We start from the raw sequence: 23904 nt of genomic DNA, 5'->3' as shown, positions 1-23904 counted from the left end.
GCGAAGGGAAACGGTTGAGGCGATCCGTGTCAAGAAAGGCTGCACGCTTCAACATCCACCCACACGCGCTTTTGATGCGTCACGCGACCGACCCATCACACCACGCGCTCGCGGTGCACGCGCCGGCAATCCATTTCGAAATCGAGCCCAACCACCGGTGGCCGGTCGAAATGCCAGGTAAGGCCGTTGCGAAGCACGCCACGGCGGCCGAATTCACCTTCGAGCACCGGATAGGCATCGTGCACGGTGTAGAGCTGCACCGCGGTGGTATCCCGCCAGGACGCGCCGAACGCGCCCATGCGGCGTTCCATCTCGCCAAGCACAAATTTCGCCTTCGCCAGGATGCCGGCCGGGCTGGTGTCGCCGAGGGCGACGGTATGATCGCGATAATTCGCCTTGCCTTCGACCGACTCGCCACTGCCGGCCACGACGAAGCTCGTCGGTGCGTCCTGCGCCGCCGGCACCGTGTAGCAGAAGGCGTGGAAGCTCGGCTCGCTGGGCGGATCGAGTTTCGGGCAGACATTGCTGCGCGCCACCGGATTAACGCCGTCGCGCATCACACCCCAGTTGATCAGGGTCTTGATATAGATCTCGTTGAAGGCCCTGAAGCCCTCCTCGGTGAACGGCGCCGGCGAGCGCAGCTCGCAGGCCGCAAACGCGGTCAAAGGCCGGCCGGCGGCCTTGAGGATGTCAGCTATCCTCTCGAAACCCACGCTCAGCGGCACCGGTTCGGCAAACCGGACGCGCTCGATGGCAAAGCCGGGCAACGCACCGACGCCGCAGGAATACTGACTGACGCCGGGCATGAAGCGGTAGCCGCCGTCGGAAGCTTCGATGGTGCTGGTCATGGTGCCTCTTGATGTGGACACGGTGATGCGGCCGTCGCGATGACGTCGCGGGATGGAGGATACACACGCATGGCCCGATTTCATCACAGCCGTCGTCCTGGCGAAAGCTCTCGAACCGTCATCCTGAGGTGCGAGCGGAGCGAGCCTCGAAGGATGCGCGGCCCGACCGGTGGCCGTCGATCCTTCGAGCCTCGCCGAAGAGGCTCGCACCTCAGGATGACGGTTCGATTTCTGCTGCGCTTATCAAACAGTGATGATCACGTGAATCCGCATTCTCGCGACATGATTTGTCCGAGCCTTGCTGGTCTTTTCCGCCCTCCTCGAACAGAGGGCGCAGGGAAAGCCGGGTGCCGATCGCACCCATGGGCCCCGAGCAAAAGGGTAGAAAGCTCGGGGGGTAGGACCACAGGTGTAACTGGAAACAACCCGGCTTTCCCTGCGCGATGGGTTACGGCTTACTTCGTGCTCTCCCCGGCGAGACTGGGCTTTTTTGTCACCGCCTTCGCAACGCGCATTGCGCAATACGAAGAGACACCTACCACTAGGGCGTCAGGACCACACGACTTCACCGTCCACCTCATGCGCATTCGTCGACTGCGCTATCGGCGTCCACCGCATCTCACCGCAACACCCTCGATCGGGTGAGACGGGCGTCGTTATACACCGAGTCGCTATTCGGATAAAACGAATTATTTTAGCTCGCGAGGATTGACAGGTTTTGCTGAGTTGCCCGTCGGGTTGCTTTGTCGCACCCCTTTCCGTCAGTCCGGGGCTCGCGAAGCGAGAGCCCGCAATCCATTCGTGTCCACTGATAATGCGGCTTAGTGGATTCCGGGCTCGCGCCAAGAGGCGCGCGCCGGAATGACGAAAGAGAGAACAGTTGCCTCGCGTCCTAATGCGCCTTGCCGACGTAGGGGCAACCACCCTCCTCGAGCGGACGGAAGGCCTGGTCGCCCGGCACGGTCGCGAGATATTCGTAGAGGTCCCACTTGCTCTTGGACTCTTCCGGCTTCTTGATGCGCATCAGATACATGTCGTGCACCATGCGGCCGTCCTCGCGCACGACGCCGTTCTGGGCGAAGAAATCATTCACCGGGGTCTTGCGCATCTGCGCGATCACGGTTTCCGAATCCACCGAGTTGGTGGCGGCGACCGCCTTGAAATAGTGCCGCAGCGCCGAGTTGACGCCGGCCTGGTAGGCGGTCGGCATCGCACCATGCCGCTTGAAGAACTCCTGGGCGAAGGCGCGCGTCTCGGGCGTGCGATCCCAGTAGAAGGAATCGGTGAACAAGAGATCGTGCGCATGCGCGAGACCAAGCGCCGGCACGTCGGTCAGCGTCACCTGCAACGCGACGACCTGCATGCTGGCGCGGATGTTGAACTCGTCGGCCTGCGACACCGCATTGCGGAAGTCGGAGCCGGCATTGGCGAGCGCCAGGATTTTTGCGCCGGAGGACTGGGCCTGCAACAGGAAAGACGAGAAATCGGCGGTGTCGAAGGGATGACGGACCGCGCCGAGCACCTTGCCGCCGGCTGAGGTCACGGCCTTGCTGGCATCGCGCTCCAGCGCCTGGCCGAACGCGTAGTCCGCGGTGAGGAAGAACCACGGCGTGCCGCCGCGCGCGACCACCGCCTTCGCCGTCGCGTTCGACGAGGCGTAGGTGTCGTAGGTCCATTGCACGCTAGTCGGCGAGCATTGCTTGCCGGTGAGATCGGACGAACCGGAGCCCGAGATCAGGAACAGCTTCTTGCGGTCGCGCGTCACGGTCTGGATCGCGAGCGCCACCGCGGAATTGACGCCTTCGGCGATCACGTCGACGCCCTTGGTGTCGATCCAGTTGCGCACGATGCCGGTCGCCACGTCAGGCTTGTTCTGGTGATCGGCCGAAATGATCTCGATCTTGCGTCCGGCGACGGTGCCGCCGATCTCCTCCGCGGCCATTTGCGCCGCGATCACCGATCCTGTGCCGTTGCCGTCGGAATATTGCCCGCTCATGTCGGTGATGATGCCGACCCGCAGCACGCCATCCTCCGCGCGGGCAACGCCGGCGGCAAATGACAGACACGCGGCGGCAATTGCGGCAAGGACAGACGAGCGTTTCGTGATGGACATTTCGTTCCCAGGGTTTCGGATGGTTCGTCGAACTCCTGAAGCAATCAGGGATCACCGACAACCCCGTTCGCCGGCATGGCGCTCTGCGATTCCACGTCAAAATTCCGGGAGAAGGAACGCGGCGAATGCGCCGGTTCGCGCATCGCCGATCATGCGAACGCCGCGACGAGATTTCGCCGCGGCGTACCCTGGATCATACGAATGGATAATGCGTTGTGGCTCCGAGGCCGGATCAGCGCCGCTCCCACAATTGCCTTGCCAGGATGCCGACCTTGCGCTCGATCGCCTCGGCGGCGTCGAGGCACATGTCCTCGCGATAGCGCGAGCCGACGATCTGGACACCGACCGGCAAGCCCTCGTGCAGGCCGACCGGCACCACGGCCGCCGGCAGCCCCAGCACGTTCATCGACGAGATGAAGCGCAGATCGTTCCAGAACAAATCCTTGACGCGCTGGTCGCCGCCGAGATCGGCATTGACCTCCGGCGTCTGGCGCACCGAGGTTGGCATCAGCACCAGCGGATATTGCTCGAGGAAGGTCATCCAGGCCCTGATGTGGCGCGACCGCTCGGCGATCGCCTTCATGTAGCCGGCCTGATCCAACGGATTTGCCAGCGCCATGAAGCCGTGGAACGTCTTCTGGAAGTCGGCGCTGGAGGCCGCCAGCATCTGATCCTGCTGCAACACGCGGGTCTCGGTCATGATCAGGTCACACCAGAGCTGCCAGACCTTGTTGAGCTCGGGGACCTCGACCTCGCTGACGGCGTAGCCGGCATCGGCCAGATGATCGGCCGCTTTGCGCTGAAGCGCGATCACGCCGCGATCGGTCACCATGTCCTCGGGGATCTTCGCGAGCGCGACCTTGACCGGCGCGGCGGGCTTCGGCCCCGTGAGCGGCGCCGGCACGTACCAGGGATCACGCGGGTCGCGCTGCGCCATCACCTCGAGGCCGAGCCGGACGTCGGCGACGTGGCGCGCGAGCGGTCCTTGCGACGACATGAACTGTGCCATCAACGGCCGCTCCGCCGTGGCAGAGGGATTGAACGCCGGAATCCGGCCCTGGGTCGGCTTGATGGTGGCGATGCCGTTGCAGTGCGCCGGCCAGCGCAGCGAACCGCCGATGTCATTGCCATGCGCGATGGTGCCGATGCCGGCCGCGATCGACGCGCCGGCGCCGCCCGAGGAACCGCCGCAGGTCACGTCCGCATTCCAGGGATTGCGCGTCAGGCCGTGCAGCGGATTGTCGGTGAAGCCGCGCAGCGAGAATTCCGGCGTGTTGGTCAGGCCGATGATGATTGCACCGGCCTTCTTGAGATTGGCCGTCACCGGCGAGTCGCCCGGCGCGATGTTGTCCTTGAAGGCGACCACGCCATTCGAATTGGCCTGGCCCTCGACGTCGATGTTGATCTTGATCGTAACCGGCACGCCATGCAGCGGCCCGACGGCGCCGCCGCGCTTGCTGGCAGCCAGCGCCTCGTCAGCGGCCTTGGCGGCTTTCATCGCAGTGTCGCCGAGGTCGACGACGACGGCGTTGAGCGCCGGGTTTGCCTCCTGCTTGCGGTCGAGATGAGCACGCACGACCTGCTCCGAGGTCGCCTCGCCGTTCCTGATCGCCGCCGCCGTCTCCACGGCGGACCATTGCCAGATCGGTGCATTCGTCACTGTCGTTCTCCCGTTATGTTCAGTGCTTTGTCGTTGGTTCAGTCGCGTGGATCGATCGGCGTCAGCGTCGAGGCGCGCGCCTCGATCACGGCGGCCACGGCAAGGCAGACATCCTCGCGGAAACGGCCGGCGATCACCTGCACGCCGACCGGCACGCCGCCGGCGGTCCCGGTAGGCACCACGACCGACGGGAAGCCGAGCGCAGGCACCGCGAGCAGCGGTCGCTGCGCGTCGAGCAGCGCGTGCACCACGTCAGCGTCTTCCTGATCCTGATCGAAGCGGAACGGCAGCTGCGCCGAGACCGGCAGGATGATGACGGGGCAACGCTCCTGGAACAGCTGCCAGGCCCGCACGATCGCGAGCCGCTGTTCGAAGCAGGCCAGCACCTGATCACCGTCGAGCTCGGGCGCATAAGCGATATGGCCCTCCAGATTGTAGCGGCTGCGATCGTCCCCGAACTTGCGGATCATCGGCGCCAGCACGCGGCGCTCCTCATTGATGACGAGGCGATGCCAGAGATCGGCGGCCTCCGCGAGCCGCGGCGGTGTAGTTTCCTCCACCGCAAAGCCGGCTTCCGCGAGCCAGCGTCCGGCAGTGCGCACGGCTGCGCTGACCTCCGGCGCCTCGTCGCCGAATGGCGCCGCTGCGATCGCAACGCCGATCGGGCGCTTGAGCTTTGCTCCTTGCAGCGGCACCGGCAGCCAGGTGCCATCGCGCGCGTCGGCCTGCGCCATCGCGGCAAGGCCGAGTCCAAGATCGGCAACCGAGCGCGCGAGCGGCCCCTGCACCGACATCATCTGCGCCGTGATCGGACGATCGCCGGTGGCCGACGGATTGAACGCGGGGATCCGCCCCGGCGTCGGTCGGAGGCCGGCAACACCGCAGGCGTAAGCGGGATAGCGGATCGAGCCGCCGAAATCATTGCCATGCGCGATCGCGCCCATCCCGGAAGCGACCGCGGACGCAGCGCCGCCGCTGGAACCGCCCGGCGTCAGCCGTCGGCCCCATGGATTGTAGGTCGCGCCGTGCAGATCGTTGTTGGTGAACCAGCGGTGCGAGAAGGCCGGCGTGTTGGTGCGGCCGACAATGACGGCGCCGGCCTTGCGGAAATTCGCGACCACCGGGCTATCCTCGGTGGCGATGATGTCGCGGAAGGCGACGACGCCGTTGGTGGTGGCGTGACCGCGCTGATCGACATTGACCTTGATGGTGACCGGCACGCCGTGCAGCCGGCCTAGCTCCGCGCCGGATTTCACCGCTCCATCCGCCGCATCTGCCGCGGCCAGCGCCTCATCCGCCAGCACCTCGACAACGGCGTTCAATGCCGGATTGACCTCTGCGATGCGGTCGAGGCTGGACCGCACGGCCTCGCGGCTCGAGATCGCCCGCGTCGCGATCGCATGCGCCAGATCGACCGCCGACCAGCTCCACAACTCATTCTCGCGCCGCGTGACCATGACCATTTTCTCCAACGCTACTGCTTCAGTCGAGCCGCAACGGCTCGTAGAACACCGGCTGGTCCATCCGCCGGTCCTCCTTGGGAACGACGACCGCCTCGGCGCTGAGCACATGATCGAGCATCACGCGCCGCGCGCGCGCAGCATTGCCGGAGCGGAACGCGGCCATCAGGCGCTTGTGAAATTCGATGTTCTCGCAGGTGAAGCTCGACGAGAACTCCTGCACGCCGAGCTTGCTGATCAAATGGCGGATAGCCTCGTTGACGAACCGGCACATCAGGCCGAGCAGCGGATTGGGACAGGCTTCGATCAGGATGTCATGGAAATCGATCTCGGCGTGGCGATGATGCTCCCAATCGGCTTCGCCACCGGGATGATGCTCCTGCACCGCGATCGCCTTGTCGAGTGCCGCAAATTGCTCCGCCGTGAGATGTCCGACCACGCTGAAGGCGAGCTCCGGCTCGATCAGCCGACGGATCTGGTAGATTTGCGCGGCATTGACCGACTGGAAATAGAAGTAATTGCTGAGCAGGCCGACGATCCGGTTGATCGACACCGGCGCCACCCGCGCGCCGCCGCCGGGGCCGGTGGTGTTCTGCACCAACCCCTGCACTTCCAGTGACTTGAGCGCCTCACGGATGGTCGAGCGGCTGCAGCCGAACATCTCGATCAGCTCCGGCTCCTGCGGCAGCCGGTCGCTCGGCTGCAAGCCGGCCTGGAAGATGTGGCTGCGGATCAGGTCGGCGACCGCGTCTGAGCGCTTGCGCTTGATCGAGGCGCGGCGGGAGGGGTCGAGGCTGGGTAGAGCCGATTTATCCATTTTATGATCATAAATAGGATCAAGGCGGCTTGGCAAGGGGGATGGCGGGACGCAAGCGAGCGGGAGCGGTCCCTGGGACGGCTCGCTGAGATTGAACATTCAGGAATTGGCGGAGAGCCGGTCGCTCAGCCTTGCGTGCGCTGCGCCTCGAGGCTGCGGCTGTAGCGCGACATCGCAAAGCAGAACACGAAGTAGATCACGCCGACGAACAAATAGACCTCGACGCTGAAGGACTGCCAGGCCGGATCGACGATCGCGGTTTTCGCAGTCGTCAAGAGGTCGAAGATGCCGATGATCAGGACCAGGCTGGTGTCCTTGAAGAAGGCAATGAAGGTGTTGACCAGCGGCGGGATGACGTGGCGGATCGCCTGCGGCAGCACGATCAGCGCATGCTTCTCCCAGTACGACAGGCCGAGCGCGTCGGCCGCCTCATACTGTCCGCGCGACACCGCCTGCAAACCGCCGCGCACGACTTCGGCGAGATAGGCGCCGGCATAGAGGATGAAGGCGATCTGTGCGCGCAGCAGTTTGTCGATGTTGACGCCGTCGGGCATGAACAGCGGGAACATCACGCTCGCCATGAACAGCAAGCTGATCAGCGGCACGCCACGGATCAGCTCGACATAGAGCACGCAGAGCGAGCGGATCGCCGGCAATTTCGAGCGGCGGCCGAGCGCGACCAGGATTCCGAGCGGGAAGCCGAACGCCAATCCGAAGGTCGCGAGGATCAGCGTCACCGGCAGCCCGCCCCAGCGGTCCTGCGTAACGAAGCTGAGACCAAGAAAACCACCCCACATCAGGCAGCCGATCACGATCAGCGCCGCGGCCCACAGCAGGAACAGCTCCTTGCGCCAGAAGCTGCGGCGGCTCGAGACCACGAACAGCGCGATGAAAATCAACACCGCGAGCGCCGGCCGCCACTGCTCGTCGAACGGATAGGTGCCGAACAGGATGAAACGGTACTTCTCGGGGACGACGGCCCAGCAGGCGCCGACACCGCGCAGCGCGCGGCAGGCGGCGGTGTCGTTGCCGGAGACGATCCAGACCGCATTGGCAATGCCCCATTGCCAAAACGCGATGCAGGCCTTGCCGAGCACGAACAGCAGCAGCAAGGTCATGATGCTGGACGGGATCGAGGCGAACAGATTGGCGCGCAGCCAGGCGGTGAGATGACCGCCGAGCGCGCGCGGTGCGGGGCGCGGGCCGATCGGCAGCGGATCCTGCGGGACATGTGCGACCGAGCTCATGTCAGCGCTCCACCAGCGCGATCCGCGCATTGTACCAGTTCATGAACAGGCTGATACCGAGGCTGATGGTGAGGAACACCATCATGATCAGCGCGATCGACTCGATCGCCTGCCCGGTCTGGTTCAGCGTGGTGTTGGCGATCGAGACGATGTCCTGGTAGCCGACCGCGACCGCCAGCGAGGAGTTTTTAGTCAGGTTGAGATACTGGCTGGTCATCGGCGGGATGATGACGCGCAGCGCCTGCGGCAGCACGATGTGCTGCAGCACGAAACCGCGTTTCAGGCCCAGCGCCTTGGCGGCCTCCGACTGGCCGCGTGGCACCGCCTGGATGCCGCTGCGCACGATCTCGGCGATGAAAGCCGAGGTGTAGGTGACGAGCGCGATCAAGAGCGCGAAATATTCCGGCGCCAGGGTCAGCCCGCCGACGAAGTTGAAGCCACGCAGCTCCGGCAGCGTGATGCTCCAGCTCGCGCCCGAGAGGAACGACACCAGCACAGGCAGCGCGACGACGAGGCCGAGCGCGTAAGGCCAGGCGGGCCGCGCCCGGCCGTCAAGCATCTGCTGCGCGATCAGGCGGCGCCTGAGGAACGTGAAAACGATCAGACCTGCGACCAGCGCGAGGATGGTCCACCAATTGGCTTCGTGCAGCGGCACCGACGGCAGGATCAGGCCGCGATTGGAGAGATAGACGCCCTCGACCGGCTTGAACGCCTGGCGCGCCGCAGGCAGGCCCTGCATCAGCACGTACCAGAACAGCAGCTGCAGCAAGAGCGGCAGGTCGCGCAGCACCTCGACATAAACGGCGGCGAGGCGCGCCAGCAGCCAGTTCGACGACAGCCGCGCGATGCCGACCAGCGTGCCGATCACGGTCGCCAGCACGATGCCGATGACGGCGACGCGCAGCGTGTTGACGACGCCGACGATGAAGGCGCGCAGGTAAGTGTCCTTCGGCGTGTAATCGATCCAACTATCGGCGATCGGCATGCCGGCTTCGCGGCCGAGGAAAGCGAAGCCGGTCGAGATCCGCCGCACCGAGAGATTGTGGATCGCGTTCGACCACAGGAAGGCGACGATGGCGACCGCGATGGCGACCACCAGGATCTGCCAGAACAGGCCGGCGACGCGGGGATCGCTGAGCGAGAGCCGCCAAGGCCGGGCGGGAGGGCGTTTCGGCGTCGATGTCGTCACAGCACAAGGATCCTTGTGAGGATTGCATCGGAACGGGAAGCTCCAGACTGCGCACTTCATATGTTGCACCAAATTAAGATTCATGCAACATATGTTTCATGGCCCAGGCTCAGCCGAAACCATCGCCCCTCCACGAATTGTGCAGCGCACTGCCGTCGCTGCCAATGCGGTTGCAGGAGGTTGGTCGGTTTGTCGCAGCCAATGATTACGACGCCACTACCCGCTCGATGCGCGAGCTTGCCTCCGTCGCCGGCGCCGATCCAGCCTCCTTTACGCGCCTGGCAAAAGCGCTCGGCTATTCCGGCTGGGACGAATTGCGCGCCGCACTCACCGAGGCGCGACGACCCGCACAGGGCTCACCGTTCTCCGGCCGTGCCAAGAGCCGCCGCGCCGGGCCGAATGCCGATGTCAAACTGGTTCACGACAAGCTCGAGGCGGAAGCAGCAGGCCTTGCGCGCATATCCGCGAACGCGATTGCGGATGCCGCGCGTGCGCTGCACGCGGCGAACCGGATCTGGATCACTGGCTTTCGCAGCTGCCGCAGCGTCGCGGAACTGCTGACCTATCAGCTTCGCCTGTTCCGTCCCGACGCGGTGCAGATGGTCGGTGGTTCCGGCCCGTTCGATCTCGACCATGGCGCCTTCCGTGCCGACGACGCCGTGGTCGTGATCGGCTTTGCGCCCTACACCCTGGTCAGCGTCGAGACCGCGCGTGCAGCGCATCAGGCGCGCGCCGCGCTGATCGCGATCGCCGACACGATCAGTGCGCCGATGGCCGAGGGCGCCGATCATCTCTTGCTGTTCGAGGCCGCCTCCTCTCCCGGCTTCTTCCCGAGCCTCACCGGCGCGATCGCAGTCGCCCAGTCGCTCGCCGCCGTCGCCTTCACGCTCGGCGGCACTGGGGCAAAACGCAAGCTGGAGGAGACCGAAGGCCGGCTTGCCAGGATGTCGCAATATACTGTCGAGAAAGGATAAGTATCATGGCCGCCAACAAGAGCCGCGTGATGCATCGCAGCCTGCGCGAAACCCCGCCGAAAGCGATCGGCGGCGACGGCGTCTGGTTGATCGCGGAGGATGGCCACCGCATTCTCGATTCCTCCGGCGGCGCCGCGGTGTCGTGCCTTGGCCATCAGCATCCGCGCATTCTTGCCGCGATCGCAAAGCAGGCGTCGACAATCGCCTATGCTCACACCGGCTTCTTCTCCTCCGAGCCTGCCGAAGAGCTCGCTGAGCGGCTGGTCGGCCACGAGCCCGGCGGCCTCGGCTATGTCTACTTCGTCAGCGGCGGATCGGAGGCGATCGAGGCCTCGATCAAGCTGGCGCGGCAATATTTCATCGAGCGCGGCGAGCCGAAGCGCGCGCGCTTCATCGCCCGCCGCCAGAGCTATCACGGCAACACGCTCGGCGCGCTGTCGGCCGGCGGCAATGCCTGGCGCCGCGAGCCCTACGCGCCGCTGCTGTCGCCGTCGTTCAGCCACGTCACGCCGGCCTTCGCCTATCACGAGAAGCGCGACGATGAATCCGAAGCCGCGTTCGTGGCCCGGCTCGCCGCCGAACTGGAAGCCGAATTCCAGCGGCTCGGCCCCGAGAATGTCGCAGCCTTCATCGCCGAGCCCGTGGTCGGCGCCACCGCCGGCTGCGTGCCGGCGCCGGAAGGCTACTTCAAGGCGGTACGCGAGATCTGCAACCGCCACGGCGCGCTGCTGATCCTCGACGAGGTGATGTGCGGCATGGGCCGCACCGGCACGCTGCATGCGTGGCAACAGGAAGGCATCTCGCCGGACATCCAGGCGATCGCCAAGGGCCTCGGCGGCGGCTATCAACCGATCGGCGCGATGCTCGCGAGCGGCAGCATCGTCGACACCGTGCGCAACGGCTCCGGCGCGTTCCAGCACGGCCACACCTACCTGGCGCATCCGCTCGCCTGCGCCGCAGCCCTCGAAGTGCAGAAGACGATCGCCGAGGAGAAGCTACTCGACCAGGTCAAGGAGCGCGGCCGCCAGCTCGAGCAGCGGCTGATCGAGCGCTTCGGCAATCACCGCCATGTCGGCGACATCAGGGGCCGCGGCCTGTTCTGGGGGATCGAGCTGGTCGCCGACCGCGGCTCGCGGCAGTCGTTCGATCCGAAGCTGAAGCTGCATCAGCGGATCAAGTCCGCGGCGTTCGCCGGCGGCCTCGGCTGCTATCCCTCGGGCGGCACCGCCGACGGCCAGCGTGGCGACCACGTGCTGCTCGCCCCGCCCTATATCGCAACTTCCGGCGACATTGACATGATCGTCGAAAGGCTCGGCGCTGCGGTAGACAGCGTATTGAAAGACATTGGTCATTAGGAGGAGGACAGAATGTACAGGGTATTGATCACTGCAACCGTTCTTGCCGCAAGCATCGCGGGCGCAAGCGCGGCGACGCTCGACACCATCAAGCAGCGCGGCACCTTGGTGTGCGGCGTCTCGACCGGCTTTGCCGGCTTCTCGGCACCGGACTCGCAGGGCAATTTCAAGGGCCTCGATGTCGACTATTGCCGCGCGCTCGCCGCCGGCATCCTCGGCGACGCGAGCAAGGTGCGCTACGTCGCGCTAACCGCGCAGAACCGCTTCACCGCGCTGCAGTCCGGCGAAATCGACGTGCTCTACCGCAACTCGACGCAAACCTATCTGCGCGGCACCACGCTCGGGCTGCGCCAGGGCCCGGTCAATTTCTACGACGGCCAGGGCTTTGTGGTGAAGAAGGACCTCGGCGTGAAGGAGCTGAAGGATCTCAAGGGCGCCACCGTCTGCGTCGCGCAGGGCACCACGCATGAGGTGACGCTCGGCGACTACGGCCGCGCCAACGGCATCGACTGGAAGCCGCTGGTGTTCGATCGTCCCGACACGATGTACCAGACCTTCTTCGGTGGCCGCTGCGATGCCATGACCCAGGACGCATCGGCGCTCGCGGGCGCGGTCGCAACCGCGGCGCCCAAGGCCGACGACTATGTCGTGCTGCCGCAGACCATCAGCAAGGAGCCGCTCGGTCCGTTCACGCGCAATGGCGATGAGGTCTGGAGTGACATCATCACCTGGCTGCATTATGGGCTGGTCGAAGCCGAAGAGCTCGGCGTCACGCAGGCCAATGTCGACGAGATGACGAAGTCGCAAGTTCCGGCGATCCAGCGCCTGCTCGGCGCATCCGGCGATCTCGGCTCGCGGCTCGGCCTCGACAACAAATGGCTGGTCGCAGCGATCAAGGCCGGCGGCAATTACGGCGAGATCTTCGAGCGCAATGTCGGCAAGGCAAGCCCCCTGAAGCTCGAGCGTGGCCTCAACGGCCTCTGGAGCAAGGGCGGGATGATGTACGCGATTCCGTTCAAGTAACCGAAGCACCTCGCCCCACCTGCGGGGAGAGGTCCGGCTGCTCTCGGCGATGAGAAGCATCGTCCGGTGCAATCCGGGTGAGGGGGAGCCTCCGCGCATACTCCCCTCACCTGTTACGACGACAGAGCCCCTCACCCCAACCCTCTCCCCGCGAAGAGCGGGGAGAGGGAGAAGAAAGAAGTCATGCGCATCACGCTCATTCACGCCCTGAAGCATTCGATCGTGCCGATCGAGGCGTCATTCGCACAGCATTGGCCGGAGGCACGGCTGATGAACCTGCTCGACGACAGCCTGTCGGCCGATCTCGCGCGTGACGGCAAGCTCTCCGAACGCATGACCGACCGCTTCCTCACCATGGGCCGTTATGCGGCTGATACCGGCGCCAACGGCATTCTCTTCACCTGCTCGGCATTCGGCCCCTGCATCGAGGCGGTGGCGCGCGCGCACGCGCCGATGCCGGTCTTGAAGCCGAACGAGGCGATGATCGAACAGGCGGTCGCCAGGGGAAAGCGGATCGGCCTGCTCTCGACCTTCCCGCCGACGCTGGTGTCGATGCCGCCGGAATTTCCGTCGTCAGTGACGCTGGTGCCGAAACTCGCCGAGGGCGCGCTAGCCGCACTCGATCGCGGCGACCGCGCCGAACACGATCGTATCGTGGTCGAGGCATCCAAGGACCTGCGCGACTGCGACCTGATCGCGCTGGCGCAATACAGCATGGCGCCCGCCGCCGCGCGCGTCGCCGAGGTCACCGGCCGCGAGGTGCTGACGACGCCGGATAGCGCGGTCAAGAAGTTGAAGGCGATGCTCGGAGCCGGCTAGGCTGGTACTCGCATGCGTTGGTCGCGTGCCGGTGGGACGCTGCCAGGTTATGTCGCAACATCCATTGCGCAGAACCTCTGCTTTCCTGATCCCGGTGCGCAAGCCGATCGGGACTAATTGGTAACCGAACCCTCGACAGCGAATGTGTGATACCTGGCGTATTTTTCGCCAATGGCCCGGACCTGCACGTAGGCTGGATCGTTTCGCCAAGCCAGAAGCGCTGCCATGCTCGGATACATGTAGATGACCACGCGTTTGGGCGGCTCTCCGTCAACGGCAACGACCTGCGAACCAGTCGCCGCCGCGCCAGCGGCCGCAACCAGCTTCCCGCCGTGCGCCTTGATGATCTCCCTCGCCCTGGGCAGATATTCCCTGGCGTAGCCATCGGGATCGATGACATCGATCTGGCCGATCAGATAGGCGGGGGGCCCGGGTTCGCCATGCAGTGCCTCCCTGCCCAGAGCACACAAAGTCGCGCATGTCAGCACGACCAGACCGATCTTGCTTCGGGCGTTCATGCGGGCCTCCCTCCATGTTTCATTGCTGCCGCGAACCGCAGCCGAACCGGACTCTCCGCCTCGGCTCAAGATGTGTCCAATGCATATATCTTCCGAAAGTTCATGCCGAAATGGTATAAGCGGGCATGAACCTGCGACAGGCCCTCACATTCCTGACCGTGGCCGAGCTCGGCACCGTCTCAAAGGCCGCATTGCGGTTGCGGGTCGCCCAGCCCGCTCTGTCCAGGCAAATCATCGGACTTGAGGAGGAGCTCGGCCTGCGGCTGTTTGATCGTGTCGGGCGCCGCCTCCTGCTGACCGGTGAAGGCGAGCAGTTGATTGCAGGTTGCCGGCTACTGCTCAACAGCGCCAGCTCGCTGAAAGAGCAGGCTCAATTGCTCCGCCGCGGAGACACCGGAGTTCTAAAGATAGCCGGGTCGCCGCAACACATCGAAAGTGTCCTGTCCCAATTCCTGCACCGGTATGCGAAGCGCTATCCCCGGGTTGAAGTAAGGATCCGAGAGGGGACGGGCAACGAAATATTGGCGATGCTCGAACGCGGTGAAATTCATCTCGGCCAAAACCTGCTGCACGCAGTCAAGCTGAACGAGCAGCACTTCGGCAGCCTCCCGCTTGGCTCTGTAGAGCTGCTGGCTGCCTGCCATCCCTCGATGCGGCTTGGCCCTCAGACGACGATCGAGGTAGCTGACCTCGCTGAGTTTCCGCTGCTGCTGATGGATAGCGGGTTCGGATTTCGCCGTGCTTTCGATGCGGCGAGCCGCCTGGCCGGACTGAAGCCTGCGATCATGTTCGAGAGCCGGAACCCGCACACTTTGCTGGCACTTGCCGAAGCGGGGCACGGCGTAGCAATCGTTCCCTCTCAGCTGCAATGCCAGCGTTACGAATTGCGAATCGTCGGTCTCACGCACAGGCGCCGGATGCTGCAGGAGCCGCTGACCATCTCATGGGACAAGCGGCGCCCGTTGCCTCGTTTCGCGACCGACTATTGCGCCATGCTCGCGGAGCATATGCGCGAGACCTTTCCGATCACGCGCCCGACGGAGCCGGCCTCAGCAACCACGAAAGGAAAGCGTCGGCTGCGCACACGGCGCACGGTCCGCAAGTGAGCTTCTGGCCGTAGCCGACAAACCAGTCTATCGATAGTGTGTCGCGCGGCCTCGACGAAGGCTCGTGTGACGTCACGTTCGGCCGTCACATAATCTTTCGAGGCTGAGGCGGCCGACTTCCGGCTGACATGAGGGCAAACTCCCGATGCGAAAGACCTGTTTCCTTGTGATTGCAGCCATCGCTGCTTTTCTTGAGCCGGCCGCCGCCCAACAGGCCCCGCCTGCGTCATCGGAGAGCGCCGCCTCCGCGCAACTGACGCACAAGATGAACGCCTATGTCGGGTGCATCAACCGTCTCTCGTCGCGATCGTACGAATCCCGCGACCGCTACTTTTCCTGGGCTGCCAAGAGCGGCCCTACCGGCAAGGAGCGGATCATCTACGGCACCTACACGATCTACGACACGTCCGACTGCAAGACGAACGTTGCGGCCGCCAATGGGGCGGATCCGCACGATGCCGGGCTTGAGGCCGCGGCAAATGCGTATGTTACGGCGGTCACCACGCTCGAGCCGCTGTTGAAGGAGGCAGACGACTACTACAGCCAGGAAAACTACAAGGACGACAAGATGGCGAAGGGCAAGGCGCTGCATCCGCGCCTGGTCGCGGCTTGGGATGCGTTCGCCAGCGCCGACAAGGGGCTGCGCGCCGGCGTCGAGGCGATCAATGACAAGCGCTCAGCCGAGCAGCTGGCCGCGATCGAGGCGAGCGAAGGCCGCAAGTCTCATTACTATGTCGAGGCCCTGATGATCCAGGCCAAGCGCGTGCTTCGCGCGCAGCAGGCCGACAAGCCCGACCTCGACGCGATCACCCAGGCGCTCAACGAATATGAGGCGACGGTGAAGGCAGCCGAGGACGCCTCGGGCAAGGACGGCGACGTCAAGCTCGGCTCGATGTTCATCGGCAGCGCCAAATCATTCCTCACCACGGCCAAGCAGCTGATGCGCCGCGTGCGCGACAAGGTGCCTTACAGCTCCGGTGAGAAGATGATGCTGAGCAATGCCGGCGCCGGCTGGATGGTGGAAGGATCGCCGGCGCGGCTGATGCGCGACTACAATCAGCTCGTCGACGGCTACAACCGCGGCGCCCGCATCTGAGCGACCACCGCTGCGTAGGGTGGATTAGCCGACGGTCCACCCGAAGGGCGGCCCGATGACAGGCTCCCCGTAATCCACCGCGATACAGAGACAGTGGCGGATTACGCCTCGCGGCTAATCCGCCCTGCAGTGCTGATGTGCACGACGTATGGTACTCAGCCAGCTGTGAAATTGGTTCGCATGCTCAGTGACAGTGCGCTACAGGATCCAGCCGCTGGCCAGCGCGCTCGCCCATTCGGCCCGGCCATTGCGGCGCGCTAATTCAGCCATTGAGAGATGATCGTAGGGCACATACCGAAACATGGCACCCCAGCCTTGCTGCGATCGCTCCAAGACTGCGTAACACGCATCTGGAGTACCGGTCTCCATTTTGTGCGGAACGGGCACTGCATCGTCATAACCGGGGCAGCCAACGCTTCCTGGGTTGATGATCAGCCGACCGTCTCGCAGGCGAACGACCCGCGGGATATGGGTGTGCCCGCAAAGGATGAGTGATGCGTTGATTCCGGCCGCGCGATGTTCGATCTCCTCGATCGGTGTCGTGCAAATACGTCCGTCGCTCGTCACCGTCTCCAGCCAGTAAGTTGTGTCGCTGTCGGGTGTGCCATGACAAAGGAATACCTCATCACGAAACGTCGTGCTTGCCGGAAGACCGGTCAGCCATTCGAGATGGCACTTCTCCAACTGACGGTAAGCGTGTCGGTCTGACGGCCCCATGACATCGAGCGGGAGCTCAACCAACTGGCGGTCATGGTTTCCTCGAATGCTCGTGATTGACAGCCTCATCAGGAGATCGGCCGTTCGTCGCGCCTCAAGGGGGCCACTCAAATGATCACCGAGATTGACGATATCCCGGATACCTAGCGCTTCGATGTCGCGAAGCACCGCTTCGAGTGCGGCACAGTTTCCATGTATGTCGGCAATTGCAGCAAACTTCATCCGTCAGCCTTCCATTGGATGGCCGATGACGGTCTCGCGGACAGACAACAGTGAGCATTCGCTTTAGCTGTACTTGTTGAAGCGCCCGCAAGCTGATCGTCAAATCGGCGCTGAGCCAATCGGTAACAGGCTCCCGACAATGCCGCAAGAGGTGTGCTGCGCACGGTGGATTAGTCCGCCGGGTCCGCGCAAAGCGCGGCCCGACGACAGGCTCCGGCGTAATCCACCGTGACACAGAGACAGTGGCGGATTGCGCCTTGCGGCTAATCTGCCCTACCGCGCCTACGTCCCCGCGTCCTTCACATTCAGATCGACACCTCGCGGATCCCTGATCGTCGACACCGTGATCAGCGAGATCAGCGACAGCACCGCGATGTAGACGCCGACGCGCCAGGACTGGCCATAGGTGCCGATGATCCATTGCGCGATCATCGGCGCGAAGGCGCCGCCGAAGATGGCGCCGAGCGCGTAGCCGATCGAGACGCCGGAGTAGCGCACCTTGGCCGGGAACAGCTCGGCATAGAGCGCGGCCTGCGGACCATAGGACAGGCCGAGCGCGATGGTGAGGCCGACGGCGCTGATGAAGAACAGCAACAAATTCTTGCTGTCGATCAGGAACCACATCGGCACCGCCCACACCACCATCAGCGTGTAGCCGATCTGGAAGCAGCGCACCCGACCGATCTTGTCGCCGAGGATGCCGCCGAGCAGCGTGAAGATGAACCAACTCACCGCCGCCAGCGTGCCGATCAGCAGCAGCTGCTCCGACGGCAGCTTCAGCGTGTTGGCGCCATAGCTGATGATGAACGCGATCAGGATGTAGCCGGCCGCATTGTTGGCCATGAAGATCAAGGCGGTGCGCAGGATCTCCTTGCTGTGATTGCGCATCAGCTCGCGCAGCGGCGCGGAGGATTCCTTGTGCCGCCGCTGCATCGCCTGGAACACCGGCGACTCTTCCACCGTGCGGCGGATCACGATGCCGACGACGATCAGCAGGATCGACAGCAGGAACGGAATCCGCCAGCCCCATTCGATCATCGCCTGCTTGCCGAGCGTCGTGGTGAGCACCCACAACACACCGGTCGCCAGGATCATGCCGAGCGGCGTGCCGATCTGCGGGAACGAGCCGAAGAAGCTGCGCTTGTCGACGGGCGCCGACTCGACCGCCATCAGCGCCGCACCACCCCACTCGCCGCCGGCCGAGAAGCCCTGCAGGATGCGCAGAAGAATAAGGAGTGCCGGGGCCCAGGCGCCGATCTGCGCATAGGTCGGCAGCAGGCCGACCAGCGCGGTCGCAGCCCCCATCAAGAGCAGCGTGACGACCAGCATGTTCTTGCGCCCGAAGCGGTCGCCGAGATGGCCGCAGACGATGGCCCCGAGCGGACGGAACAGGAAGGAGAGGCCGAGCGTCGCGAACGAGATGATCTGCGCCAGCAACGGATTGTTCGCGTTCATCGGTGCGAAGAACAGCGCGCCGAACACCAGGCCGGCGGCCTGGGCGTAGACGAAGAAGTCGTACCATTCGATGGTGGTGCCGACGAGCGTAGCGGTGAGGACCTTGCGTTCCTCATCCGACAGCGTAGCGCCGCGCGAGCGCGCGGACAGTTCGATGGACATGTGGCCTCCCCAAGTGCGGTTTTTGTCCGTGCGGGGGTTCGGGCGCGATGGCCCCGCCCCGGCACGGGTGCTGGTACCGGGATAGCAGAGCTCCAGGCCGAGCACGAGCAAAATAGTTGCATTCGCAACGATATTCGGACAATTTCGGCGCCCCGGACCTGACTACCTCACGCGCGATCGGCGGGCAGCCATCCCGAAACGTCGATTGTGCACCGCAGCAAGATTGCTACGATGCGAGGATTCCCAAGAGGTTGCTAAGTGTCTGACATCAATGCCGATGCCTGGGTCTCTTCAGGCCACCGCCCGATGGGCTTTCCGGAATTCGTCGTCGTTATCGCTTCCATCATGGCGCTGAACCCGCTGGCGATGGACATGATGCTGCCGGCGCTGCCGAACATCCGCTCCGCGTTCCAGATCGCCGACGCCAACCGCCCACAGATGGTGCTGTCGATCTTCCTGGTCGGCTTCGGCGTCGGCCAGTTCGTGATGGGCCCGCTGTCGGACCGCTTCGGCCGCCGCCCGGTGCTGCTCGGCGGCATGACCGTCTACACCATCGCAGGCCTGCTCGCGATCATGGCGCCCTCGTTCGAGACGCTGCTCTTGGCGCGCGCGCTGCAAGGGCTCGGCACCGCGGCAACCCGCGTGATCGCCACCTCGATCGTGCGCGACTGCTACGCCGGACGGCGGATGGCGAGCGTGATGTCGCTCGCGATGATGGTGTTCATCGCGGTGCCGGTGATCGCGCCGTCATTCGGCCAGGCGGTAATGCTGCTGACGCACTGGCGCGGCATCTTCGTGCTGTTGATGATCTATGGCGTGATCGCGCTGGCATGGAGCGCGATGCGGATGCCTGAGACGCTGCCGCTCGAACTGCGCAAGTCGCTGGCGATCCCGGAGGTCTTGTCCGCGTTCCGCCAGACCGTCACCAACCGCCAGACGCTCGGCTACGCGCTCGCCGCCGGCGGCGTGCAGGGCTCGCTGTTCGCCTTCGTGTTCTCATCGCAGCAGATCTTCACCGAGGTCTTCAAGCTCGGACATTACTTCCCGGTTGCGTTCGCGGCCTGCGCGGTCGGCGTCGCGATCGCGGGCTTCCTCAATTCGCGCATCGTCGGCCGCATCGGCATGCGGGTGATCTCGCACGCCGCGCTGACCGGCTTCGCCGTGGTCGCCGCGGCACTGTTCATCGCCGTGAAGACCAACACGCTGTCGCTGCCGCTGTTCATGGTGCTGTCGGGCCTGATGATGTTCGCGTTCGGGCTGATGATGGCGAACTTCACGGCATTGGCGATGGAGCCGCAGGGCAAGATCGCCGGCACCGCCTCGTCGCTCTACGGCACCATCACCACGCTGCTCGGGATCGGCATCGGCACCACGATCGGCCAGGATTACAACGGCACACTGCTGCCGTTCGCGACCGGCTTCTTCCTGTGCACACTTGCCGCGCTCGGGGTGGTGCTGGTGACGGAAAAGGGCCGGATGTTCCGGCCCCATCATCATCCGATTTGATCTTGTAGGGTGGGTTAGCCGAAGGGGTAACCCACCATCTTCGTCGCGATCGGCGCGGCGGATTACGCTTCCGCCTTCGCTCTTCGAACTACGGCGGACAAGTCGCTAATCCGCCCTGCAGAGCCCACGCTGTTCCGCACCGGCACCACCGCACGCCGCGTCGCGGCAAATCCTTCCATCCCGAGCTGCCACTGCAACCCGACAATCGCGCCCTTGGTCGGCTGCAGCAGCGCGAGCGCGCTGAACAATGTCACCGGCAGCCAGATCGCCAGTTGCAGCCAGGCCGGCGGCGCGTAGGTCATTTCCATCCAGAGCAGCGCCGGCACCACGACGTGGCCGACCACGACGATCACGAGATAGGCCGGAAAGTCATCCGCGCGCTGCGGGGTGAAGTCCTCGCCACAGACCTCGCAATGGTCCGCGACCTTGAGGAAGCGCCCGAACAGATGGCCGCGCCCGCAGTTCGGACACTTCATCGAAAATCCGCGCAACATCGCCTTTGGCAGGGAAACCGTCTCGGTCATCGCAGTCGTCCTTGGTCGTTGTCCTTGACCTGATCTGATGATCCATACAATATGCTCCCTAGAGCATACAATCAAAGACAAAGCGCTGGATTGCATGGATTGGATCCCTACGGTTTCGGAATGGCACGGCCCGATGTTCCTGCGCATCGTCGATGCGCTGGCCGCCGACATCGCCAGCGGTCGGCTGGTGCGCGGTCAGCGGCTGCCGACCCATCGCGCGCTGGCAACCGCGCTCGACATCGACCTCACCACGGTGACACGCGCCTATGGCGAAGCCCGGCGGCGCGGGCTGCTCGACGCCCGCGTCGGCCAGGGCACCTTCGTCTCGGAGACCACCGCGCGCGCAGCGTCCGAGCTATCAGCGCCCGTCAACATCGACCTGTCGATGAACCTGCCGCCGCAGCCGGTCGAAGCCAATCTCGATCTGCGGATCGCGCAAGGGCTCGCGACCATCCGCTCCGAGGCCGGGTTTTCCGCCTATCTCGGCTATACGCGTCCCGGCGGCACCGCCGACGAACGCGAAGTCGGTGCCGCATGGCTCGCGCCGCGCGTGCCCAACGCATCGGCCGACCGCATCGTGATCTATCCGGGTTCGCAGGCGATCATCTTCAATGCGCTGCTGGCGCTGACATCGCGCGGCGACGTGGTGCTGACGGAGGCGTTGACGTTTCCCGGCATCAAGGCCGCGGCGGCGCGGCTCGACGTCCGCCTGGTCGGCGTTGCGATGGACGCGGAGGGCGCAAGGCCCGACGCGCTCGATGAAGCCTGCCGCAAGCATAAGCCGAAGGCGGTCTATCTGGTGCCGACGCAGCAGAACCCGACCACGGCGACGATGGGCGCGGCACGCCGCAAGGCGATTGCCGACATCATCCGAAAACGCGGCTGCATCCTGATCGAGGATGACGTTTACGGCCCACTCGAACCCCAGACGGTGCCGATCGCGACCCTGATTCCCGAGCACACCTACTATGCCGCGAGCATCGCAAAATGCATCGCGCCGGCCCTGCGCGTCGCCTATCTGCTGGCCCCTGATGCGAGCGTCGAGCAGCGCATGCGCGCCAGCATGCAGGCCACCATGCAGATGCCGCCCTCGCTGATGGTCGCGCTGGTCACGCAATGGCTGCGCTCCGGCGTCGCCGCCGACATCATCCGCGCCATCCGCAACGAAGCCGCCGCGCGCCAGCAGCTCGCCGCCCGCTTCCTCAAAGGCGTCACCTACGCGGCGCGCCCGGCGAGCCACCATCTCTGGATGCCGCTGCCGAAGCATTTCGACGGCACCGATCTGCTGTCGCATCTGATGCGCAACGGGCTTGCCGTGGTCGGCGAAGATGCCTTTGCGGCAGGCGATGCCGCGCCACGCGGCCTGCGCGTCTCGCTCGGCGCCGCGCGCAACCGCGCCGAACTGAGCCAGGCGTTGCAGGTGCTGTCGAATGCCGTGCGCACGCCGGTCGGCGCCACCCAGATTGTTTAGAATTCGACCATCGTTCGGGAATAAACTCGCTCGAAAATGATTATGGTGCGGGGGTGCCTGCGCTAGAAATACCGGCGTTCAGGGCATCGGGCAGGGGCAGGCTAATCAATGTCATGTGGATATGATCGGGCGATCCGCCTTGCCGTGCGGACGCTTCACGGGGCCGCCACCGCGATCGCGTGTCTTGCATTTGTCACATCGGGCCCCGCACGCGCCACCGACGCCCCTGCCCCGTCGCCGGAGAAGCTCGAACGCATCACCGAATTCTTCAACAATGAGGTCAACAGCGGCAAGCTGCCCGGCGCTGTCATTCTGATCCAGCAGCACGGCAAGCCGGTCTATCTGAAAACCTTCGGCTATCGCGACGTCACCACCAAATCGCCGATGCGGCCGGACACCATGTTCGCGCTGCATTCGATGACCAAGCCGATCACCAACACCGCCGCGATGATGCTGGTCGACGAGGGCAAGCTGTCGCCGCAGGATCCGCTGTCGAAATACATTCCGGCGTTCGCCGACGTGAAGGTCGCGATCGAGCCGGATGGCGGCAACGATCCGGCCAAGGTCGAGCTGGTGCCGCCGATCCGCCCGGTGACCATCGAAGACATCATGCGGCACACCTCGGGCATCACCTACGAATATATCGGCGCCGACTGGATCCAGAAAATCTACCGCGCGGGGCATCTGTTCGACGGCAAATTCGACAACAAGGAATTCACCGCACGGCTGGCCAAGCTGCCGCTGTCGCGGCAGCCCGGCACGCTGTGGCGCTACGGTCATTCCACCGACGTGCTCGGCCGGGTGATCGAGATCGTCTCAGGCAAGACGCTCTATCAGTTCGAGAAGGAGCGCATCTTCGATCCCCTCAAGATGAACGACACCAGATACGTGCTCGATGTCGAGACCGAAAGGACGCGACTGGCCGAGCCGCTGCCGACGGACACGATTCTGATCGACGGAGAAAACGACCGGCGCGCACATCCGGAATGGGAATCCGGCGGCGGCGGCCTGGTGTCGACCATCCTCGATTATGCACGCTTCGCGCAGATGCTGCTCAACGGCGGCGAACTCGACGGCAAGCGCTACCTCAGCCCTGCCGCCTTCAAGACCATGACGACGGATCATATCGGGCCCGGCTCCGGCGTCGGCCGCGACTATTGGTATTTTCCTGGCGACGGCTTCGGTTATGGCTACGGCATCGCGGTGCGCACCGATCCCGGCATTGCCAAGCCGCCACCGCCCGGCTCGATCGGCGAATTGAAATGGGACAGCGGCAGCGGCACCTATTTCGGCGTCGATCCGAAGCTCGACATGATCTACATCATGCTCGAGCAGACCCAGAACGAACGCCAGCGCATCACGCCCGCGTTCCGCAAGCTGGTCTACGACGCGTTCAGCCCGGACTGAGTTCCAGCAGCACTCGCCTATTTGCGACGAACCGCTTCCTGCCGGCGCCGTGCTGCATCCGCGATCAGGCTCGCGGTGCATTCGTTGCAGACGAACGCACACGCATCCGTAAATAAGCCGATCCGTGCATCGAATGCGATCGCAGCATCGTCTGCGAGTCCATCGATAGCGCCACCGCAGCACACGCATGGGTGGTGCAACGCCCATTCCCGTTC

Annotated in this window: 20 protein-coding genes; 9 read left to right on the top strand and 11 right to left on the bottom strand. The window is 64.6% G+C overall.

What is annotated here, in order from left to right; translation table 11 throughout:
* Nucleotides 1-95: 95 nt before the first annotated feature.
* The 7 genes from cnbZ to JQ616_RS35855 form a co-directional block, all read right to left on the bottom strand.
* Complete coding sequence (cnbZ, locus tag JQ616_RS35885; protein WP_212022894.1) at nucleotides 96-848, bottom strand: 2-amino-5-chloromuconate deaminase CnbZ; 753 nt, start codon at nucleotides 846-848, stop codon at nucleotides 96-98.
* Between the two features lie 892 nt (nucleotides 849-1740).
* On the bottom strand, nucleotides 1741-2961 hold the full coding sequence (locus tag JQ616_RS35880; protein ID WP_212022893.1) for an ABC transporter substrate-binding protein: 1221 nt from the start codon (nucleotides 2959-2961) through the stop codon (nucleotides 1741-1743).
* A gap of 232 nt (nucleotides 2962-3193) precedes the next feature.
* Nucleotides 3194-4621, bottom strand: a complete 1428-nt coding sequence (locus JQ616_RS35875) for an amidase family protein (protein WP_212022892.1) — start codon at nucleotides 4619-4621, stop codon at nucleotides 3194-3196.
* Nucleotides 4622-4659: 38 nt separating this feature from the next.
* Nucleotides 4660-6078 carry an amidase family protein gene (locus JQ616_RS35870; protein WP_249137736.1) on the bottom strand — a complete coding sequence of 473 codons (1419 nt, stop codon included), beginning with the start codon at nucleotides 6076-6078 and terminating at the stop codon, nucleotides 4660-4662.
* Nucleotides 6079-6103: 25 nt separating this feature from the next.
* On the bottom strand, nucleotides 6104-6898 hold the full coding sequence (locus tag JQ616_RS35865) for a FadR/GntR family transcriptional regulator (protein ID WP_212022890.1): 795 nt from the start codon (nucleotides 6896-6898) through the stop codon (nucleotides 6104-6106).
* Nucleotides 6899-7023: 125 nt separating this feature from the next.
* Complete coding sequence (locus JQ616_RS35860) at nucleotides 7024-8145, bottom strand: amino acid ABC transporter permease (RefSeq protein WP_212022889.1); 1122 nt, start codon at nucleotides 8143-8145, stop codon at nucleotides 7024-7026.
* A 1-nt stretch (nucleotide 8146) separates the two neighbouring features.
* Nucleotides 8147-9334 carry an amino acid ABC transporter permease gene (locus JQ616_RS35855; protein ID WP_212022888.1) on the bottom strand — a complete coding sequence of 396 codons (1188 nt, stop codon included), beginning with the start codon at nucleotides 9332-9334 and terminating at the stop codon, nucleotides 8147-8149.
* Nucleotides 9335-9432: 98 nt separating this feature from the next.
* Between JQ616_RS35855 and JQ616_RS35850 the strand changes: the two genes are divergently transcribed.
* The 4 genes from JQ616_RS35850 (at nucleotide 9433) to JQ616_RS35835 (ending at nucleotide 13505) form a co-directional block, all read left to right on the top strand.
* A complete protein-coding gene (locus JQ616_RS35850; protein ID WP_212022887.1) occupies nucleotides 9433-10308 on the top strand; it encodes a MurR/RpiR family transcriptional regulator in 876 nt (291 codons plus the stop codon).
* Nucleotides 10309-10313: 5 nt separating this feature from the next.
* The gene (locus tag JQ616_RS35845) at nucleotides 10314-11663 is read left to right on the top strand and encodes an aspartate aminotransferase family protein (protein WP_212022886.1); all 1350 of its coding nucleotides are present in this window, start codon (nucleotides 10314-10316) and stop codon (nucleotides 11661-11663) included.
* A 12-nt stretch (nucleotides 11664-11675) separates the two neighbouring features.
* Nucleotides 11676-12686: an amino acid ABC transporter substrate-binding protein gene (locus tag JQ616_RS35840; protein WP_212022885.1), complete on the top strand. Its 1011-nt coding sequence runs from the start codon at nucleotides 11676-11678 to the stop codon at nucleotides 12684-12686.
* A gap of 183 nt (nucleotides 12687-12869) precedes the next feature.
* Nucleotides 12870-13505, top strand: a complete 636-nt coding sequence (locus JQ616_RS35835; protein ID WP_212022884.1) for an aspartate/glutamate racemase family protein — start codon at nucleotides 12870-12872, stop codon at nucleotides 13503-13505.
* Between the two features lie 113 nt (nucleotides 13506-13618).
* On the opposite strand, the gene JQ616_RS35830 is transcribed toward JQ616_RS35835, so the two are convergent.
* Complete coding sequence (locus tag JQ616_RS35830) at nucleotides 13619-14023, bottom strand: DUF1330 domain-containing protein (protein ID WP_249137733.1); 405 nt, start codon at nucleotides 14021-14023, stop codon at nucleotides 13619-13621.
* A gap of 125 nt (nucleotides 14024-14148) precedes the next feature.
* Between JQ616_RS35830 and JQ616_RS35825 the strand changes: the two genes are divergently transcribed.
* Both JQ616_RS35825 and JQ616_RS35820 read left to right on the top strand, forming a co-directional pair.
* Nucleotides 14149-15129, top strand: a complete 981-nt coding sequence (locus tag JQ616_RS35825) for a LysR family transcriptional regulator (RefSeq protein WP_212022883.1) — start codon at nucleotides 14149-14151, stop codon at nucleotides 15127-15129.
* Nucleotides 15130-15274: 145 nt separating this feature from the next.
* Nucleotides 15275-16225 carry a YiiG family protein gene (locus JQ616_RS35820; protein ID WP_433996033.1) on the top strand — a complete coding sequence of 317 codons (951 nt, stop codon included), beginning with the start codon at nucleotides 15275-15277 and terminating at the stop codon, nucleotides 16223-16225.
* Nucleotides 16226-16423: 198 nt separating this feature from the next.
* Here JQ616_RS35820 and JQ616_RS35815 read toward each other — a convergent pair whose 3' ends face one another.
* Both JQ616_RS35815 and JQ616_RS35810 read right to left on the bottom strand, forming a co-directional pair.
* Nucleotides 16424-17164 (bottom strand): metallophosphoesterase family protein, encoded by a 741-nt coding sequence (locus tag JQ616_RS35815; RefSeq protein WP_212022882.1) that lies wholly within the window; start codon nucleotides 17162-17164, stop codon nucleotides 16424-16426.
* Nucleotides 17165-17446: 282 nt separating this feature from the next.
* A complete protein-coding gene (locus JQ616_RS35810) occupies nucleotides 17447-18781 on the bottom strand; it encodes an MFS transporter (RefSeq protein WP_212022881.1) in 1335 nt (444 codons plus the stop codon).
* A gap of 306 nt (nucleotides 18782-19087) precedes the next feature.
* Between JQ616_RS35810 and JQ616_RS35805 the strand changes: the two genes are divergently transcribed.
* Nucleotides 19088-20287 carry a multidrug effflux MFS transporter gene (locus tag JQ616_RS35805; RefSeq protein WP_249137762.1) on the top strand — a complete coding sequence of 400 codons (1200 nt, stop codon included), beginning with the start codon at nucleotides 19088-19090 and terminating at the stop codon, nucleotides 20285-20287.
* Nucleotides 20288-20349: 62 nt separating this feature from the next.
* Here the strand turns inward: JQ616_RS35805 and JQ616_RS35800 are convergent, their stop codons facing one another.
* Nucleotides 20350-20811, bottom strand: coding sequence for a DUF983 domain-containing protein (locus JQ616_RS35800; protein WP_212022879.1), 462 nt, complete (start codon nucleotides 20809-20811; stop codon nucleotides 20350-20352).
* A 94-nt stretch (nucleotides 20812-20905) separates the two neighbouring features.
* Between JQ616_RS35800 and JQ616_RS35795 the strand changes: the two genes are divergently transcribed.
* Nucleotides 20906-22282, top strand: coding sequence for a PLP-dependent aminotransferase family protein (locus JQ616_RS35795; RefSeq protein ID WP_212022878.1), 1377 nt, complete (start codon nucleotides 20906-20908; stop codon nucleotides 22280-22282).
* A gap of 108 nt (nucleotides 22283-22390) precedes the next feature.
* The gene (locus JQ616_RS35790; protein ID WP_433996032.1) at nucleotides 22391-23689 is read left to right on the top strand and encodes a serine hydrolase domain-containing protein; all 1299 of its coding nucleotides are present in this window, start codon (nucleotides 22391-22393) and stop codon (nucleotides 23687-23689) included.
* Nucleotides 23690-23904 lie beyond the last annotated feature (215 nt).

Source organism: Bradyrhizobium tropiciagri (assembly GCF_018130545.1).
GTDB classification, from domain to species: domain Bacteria; phylum Pseudomonadota; class Alphaproteobacteria; order Rhizobiales; family Xanthobacteraceae; genus Bradyrhizobium; species Bradyrhizobium tropiciagri_A.
This window is presented reverse-complemented; position numbering and strand designations above follow the sequence as displayed.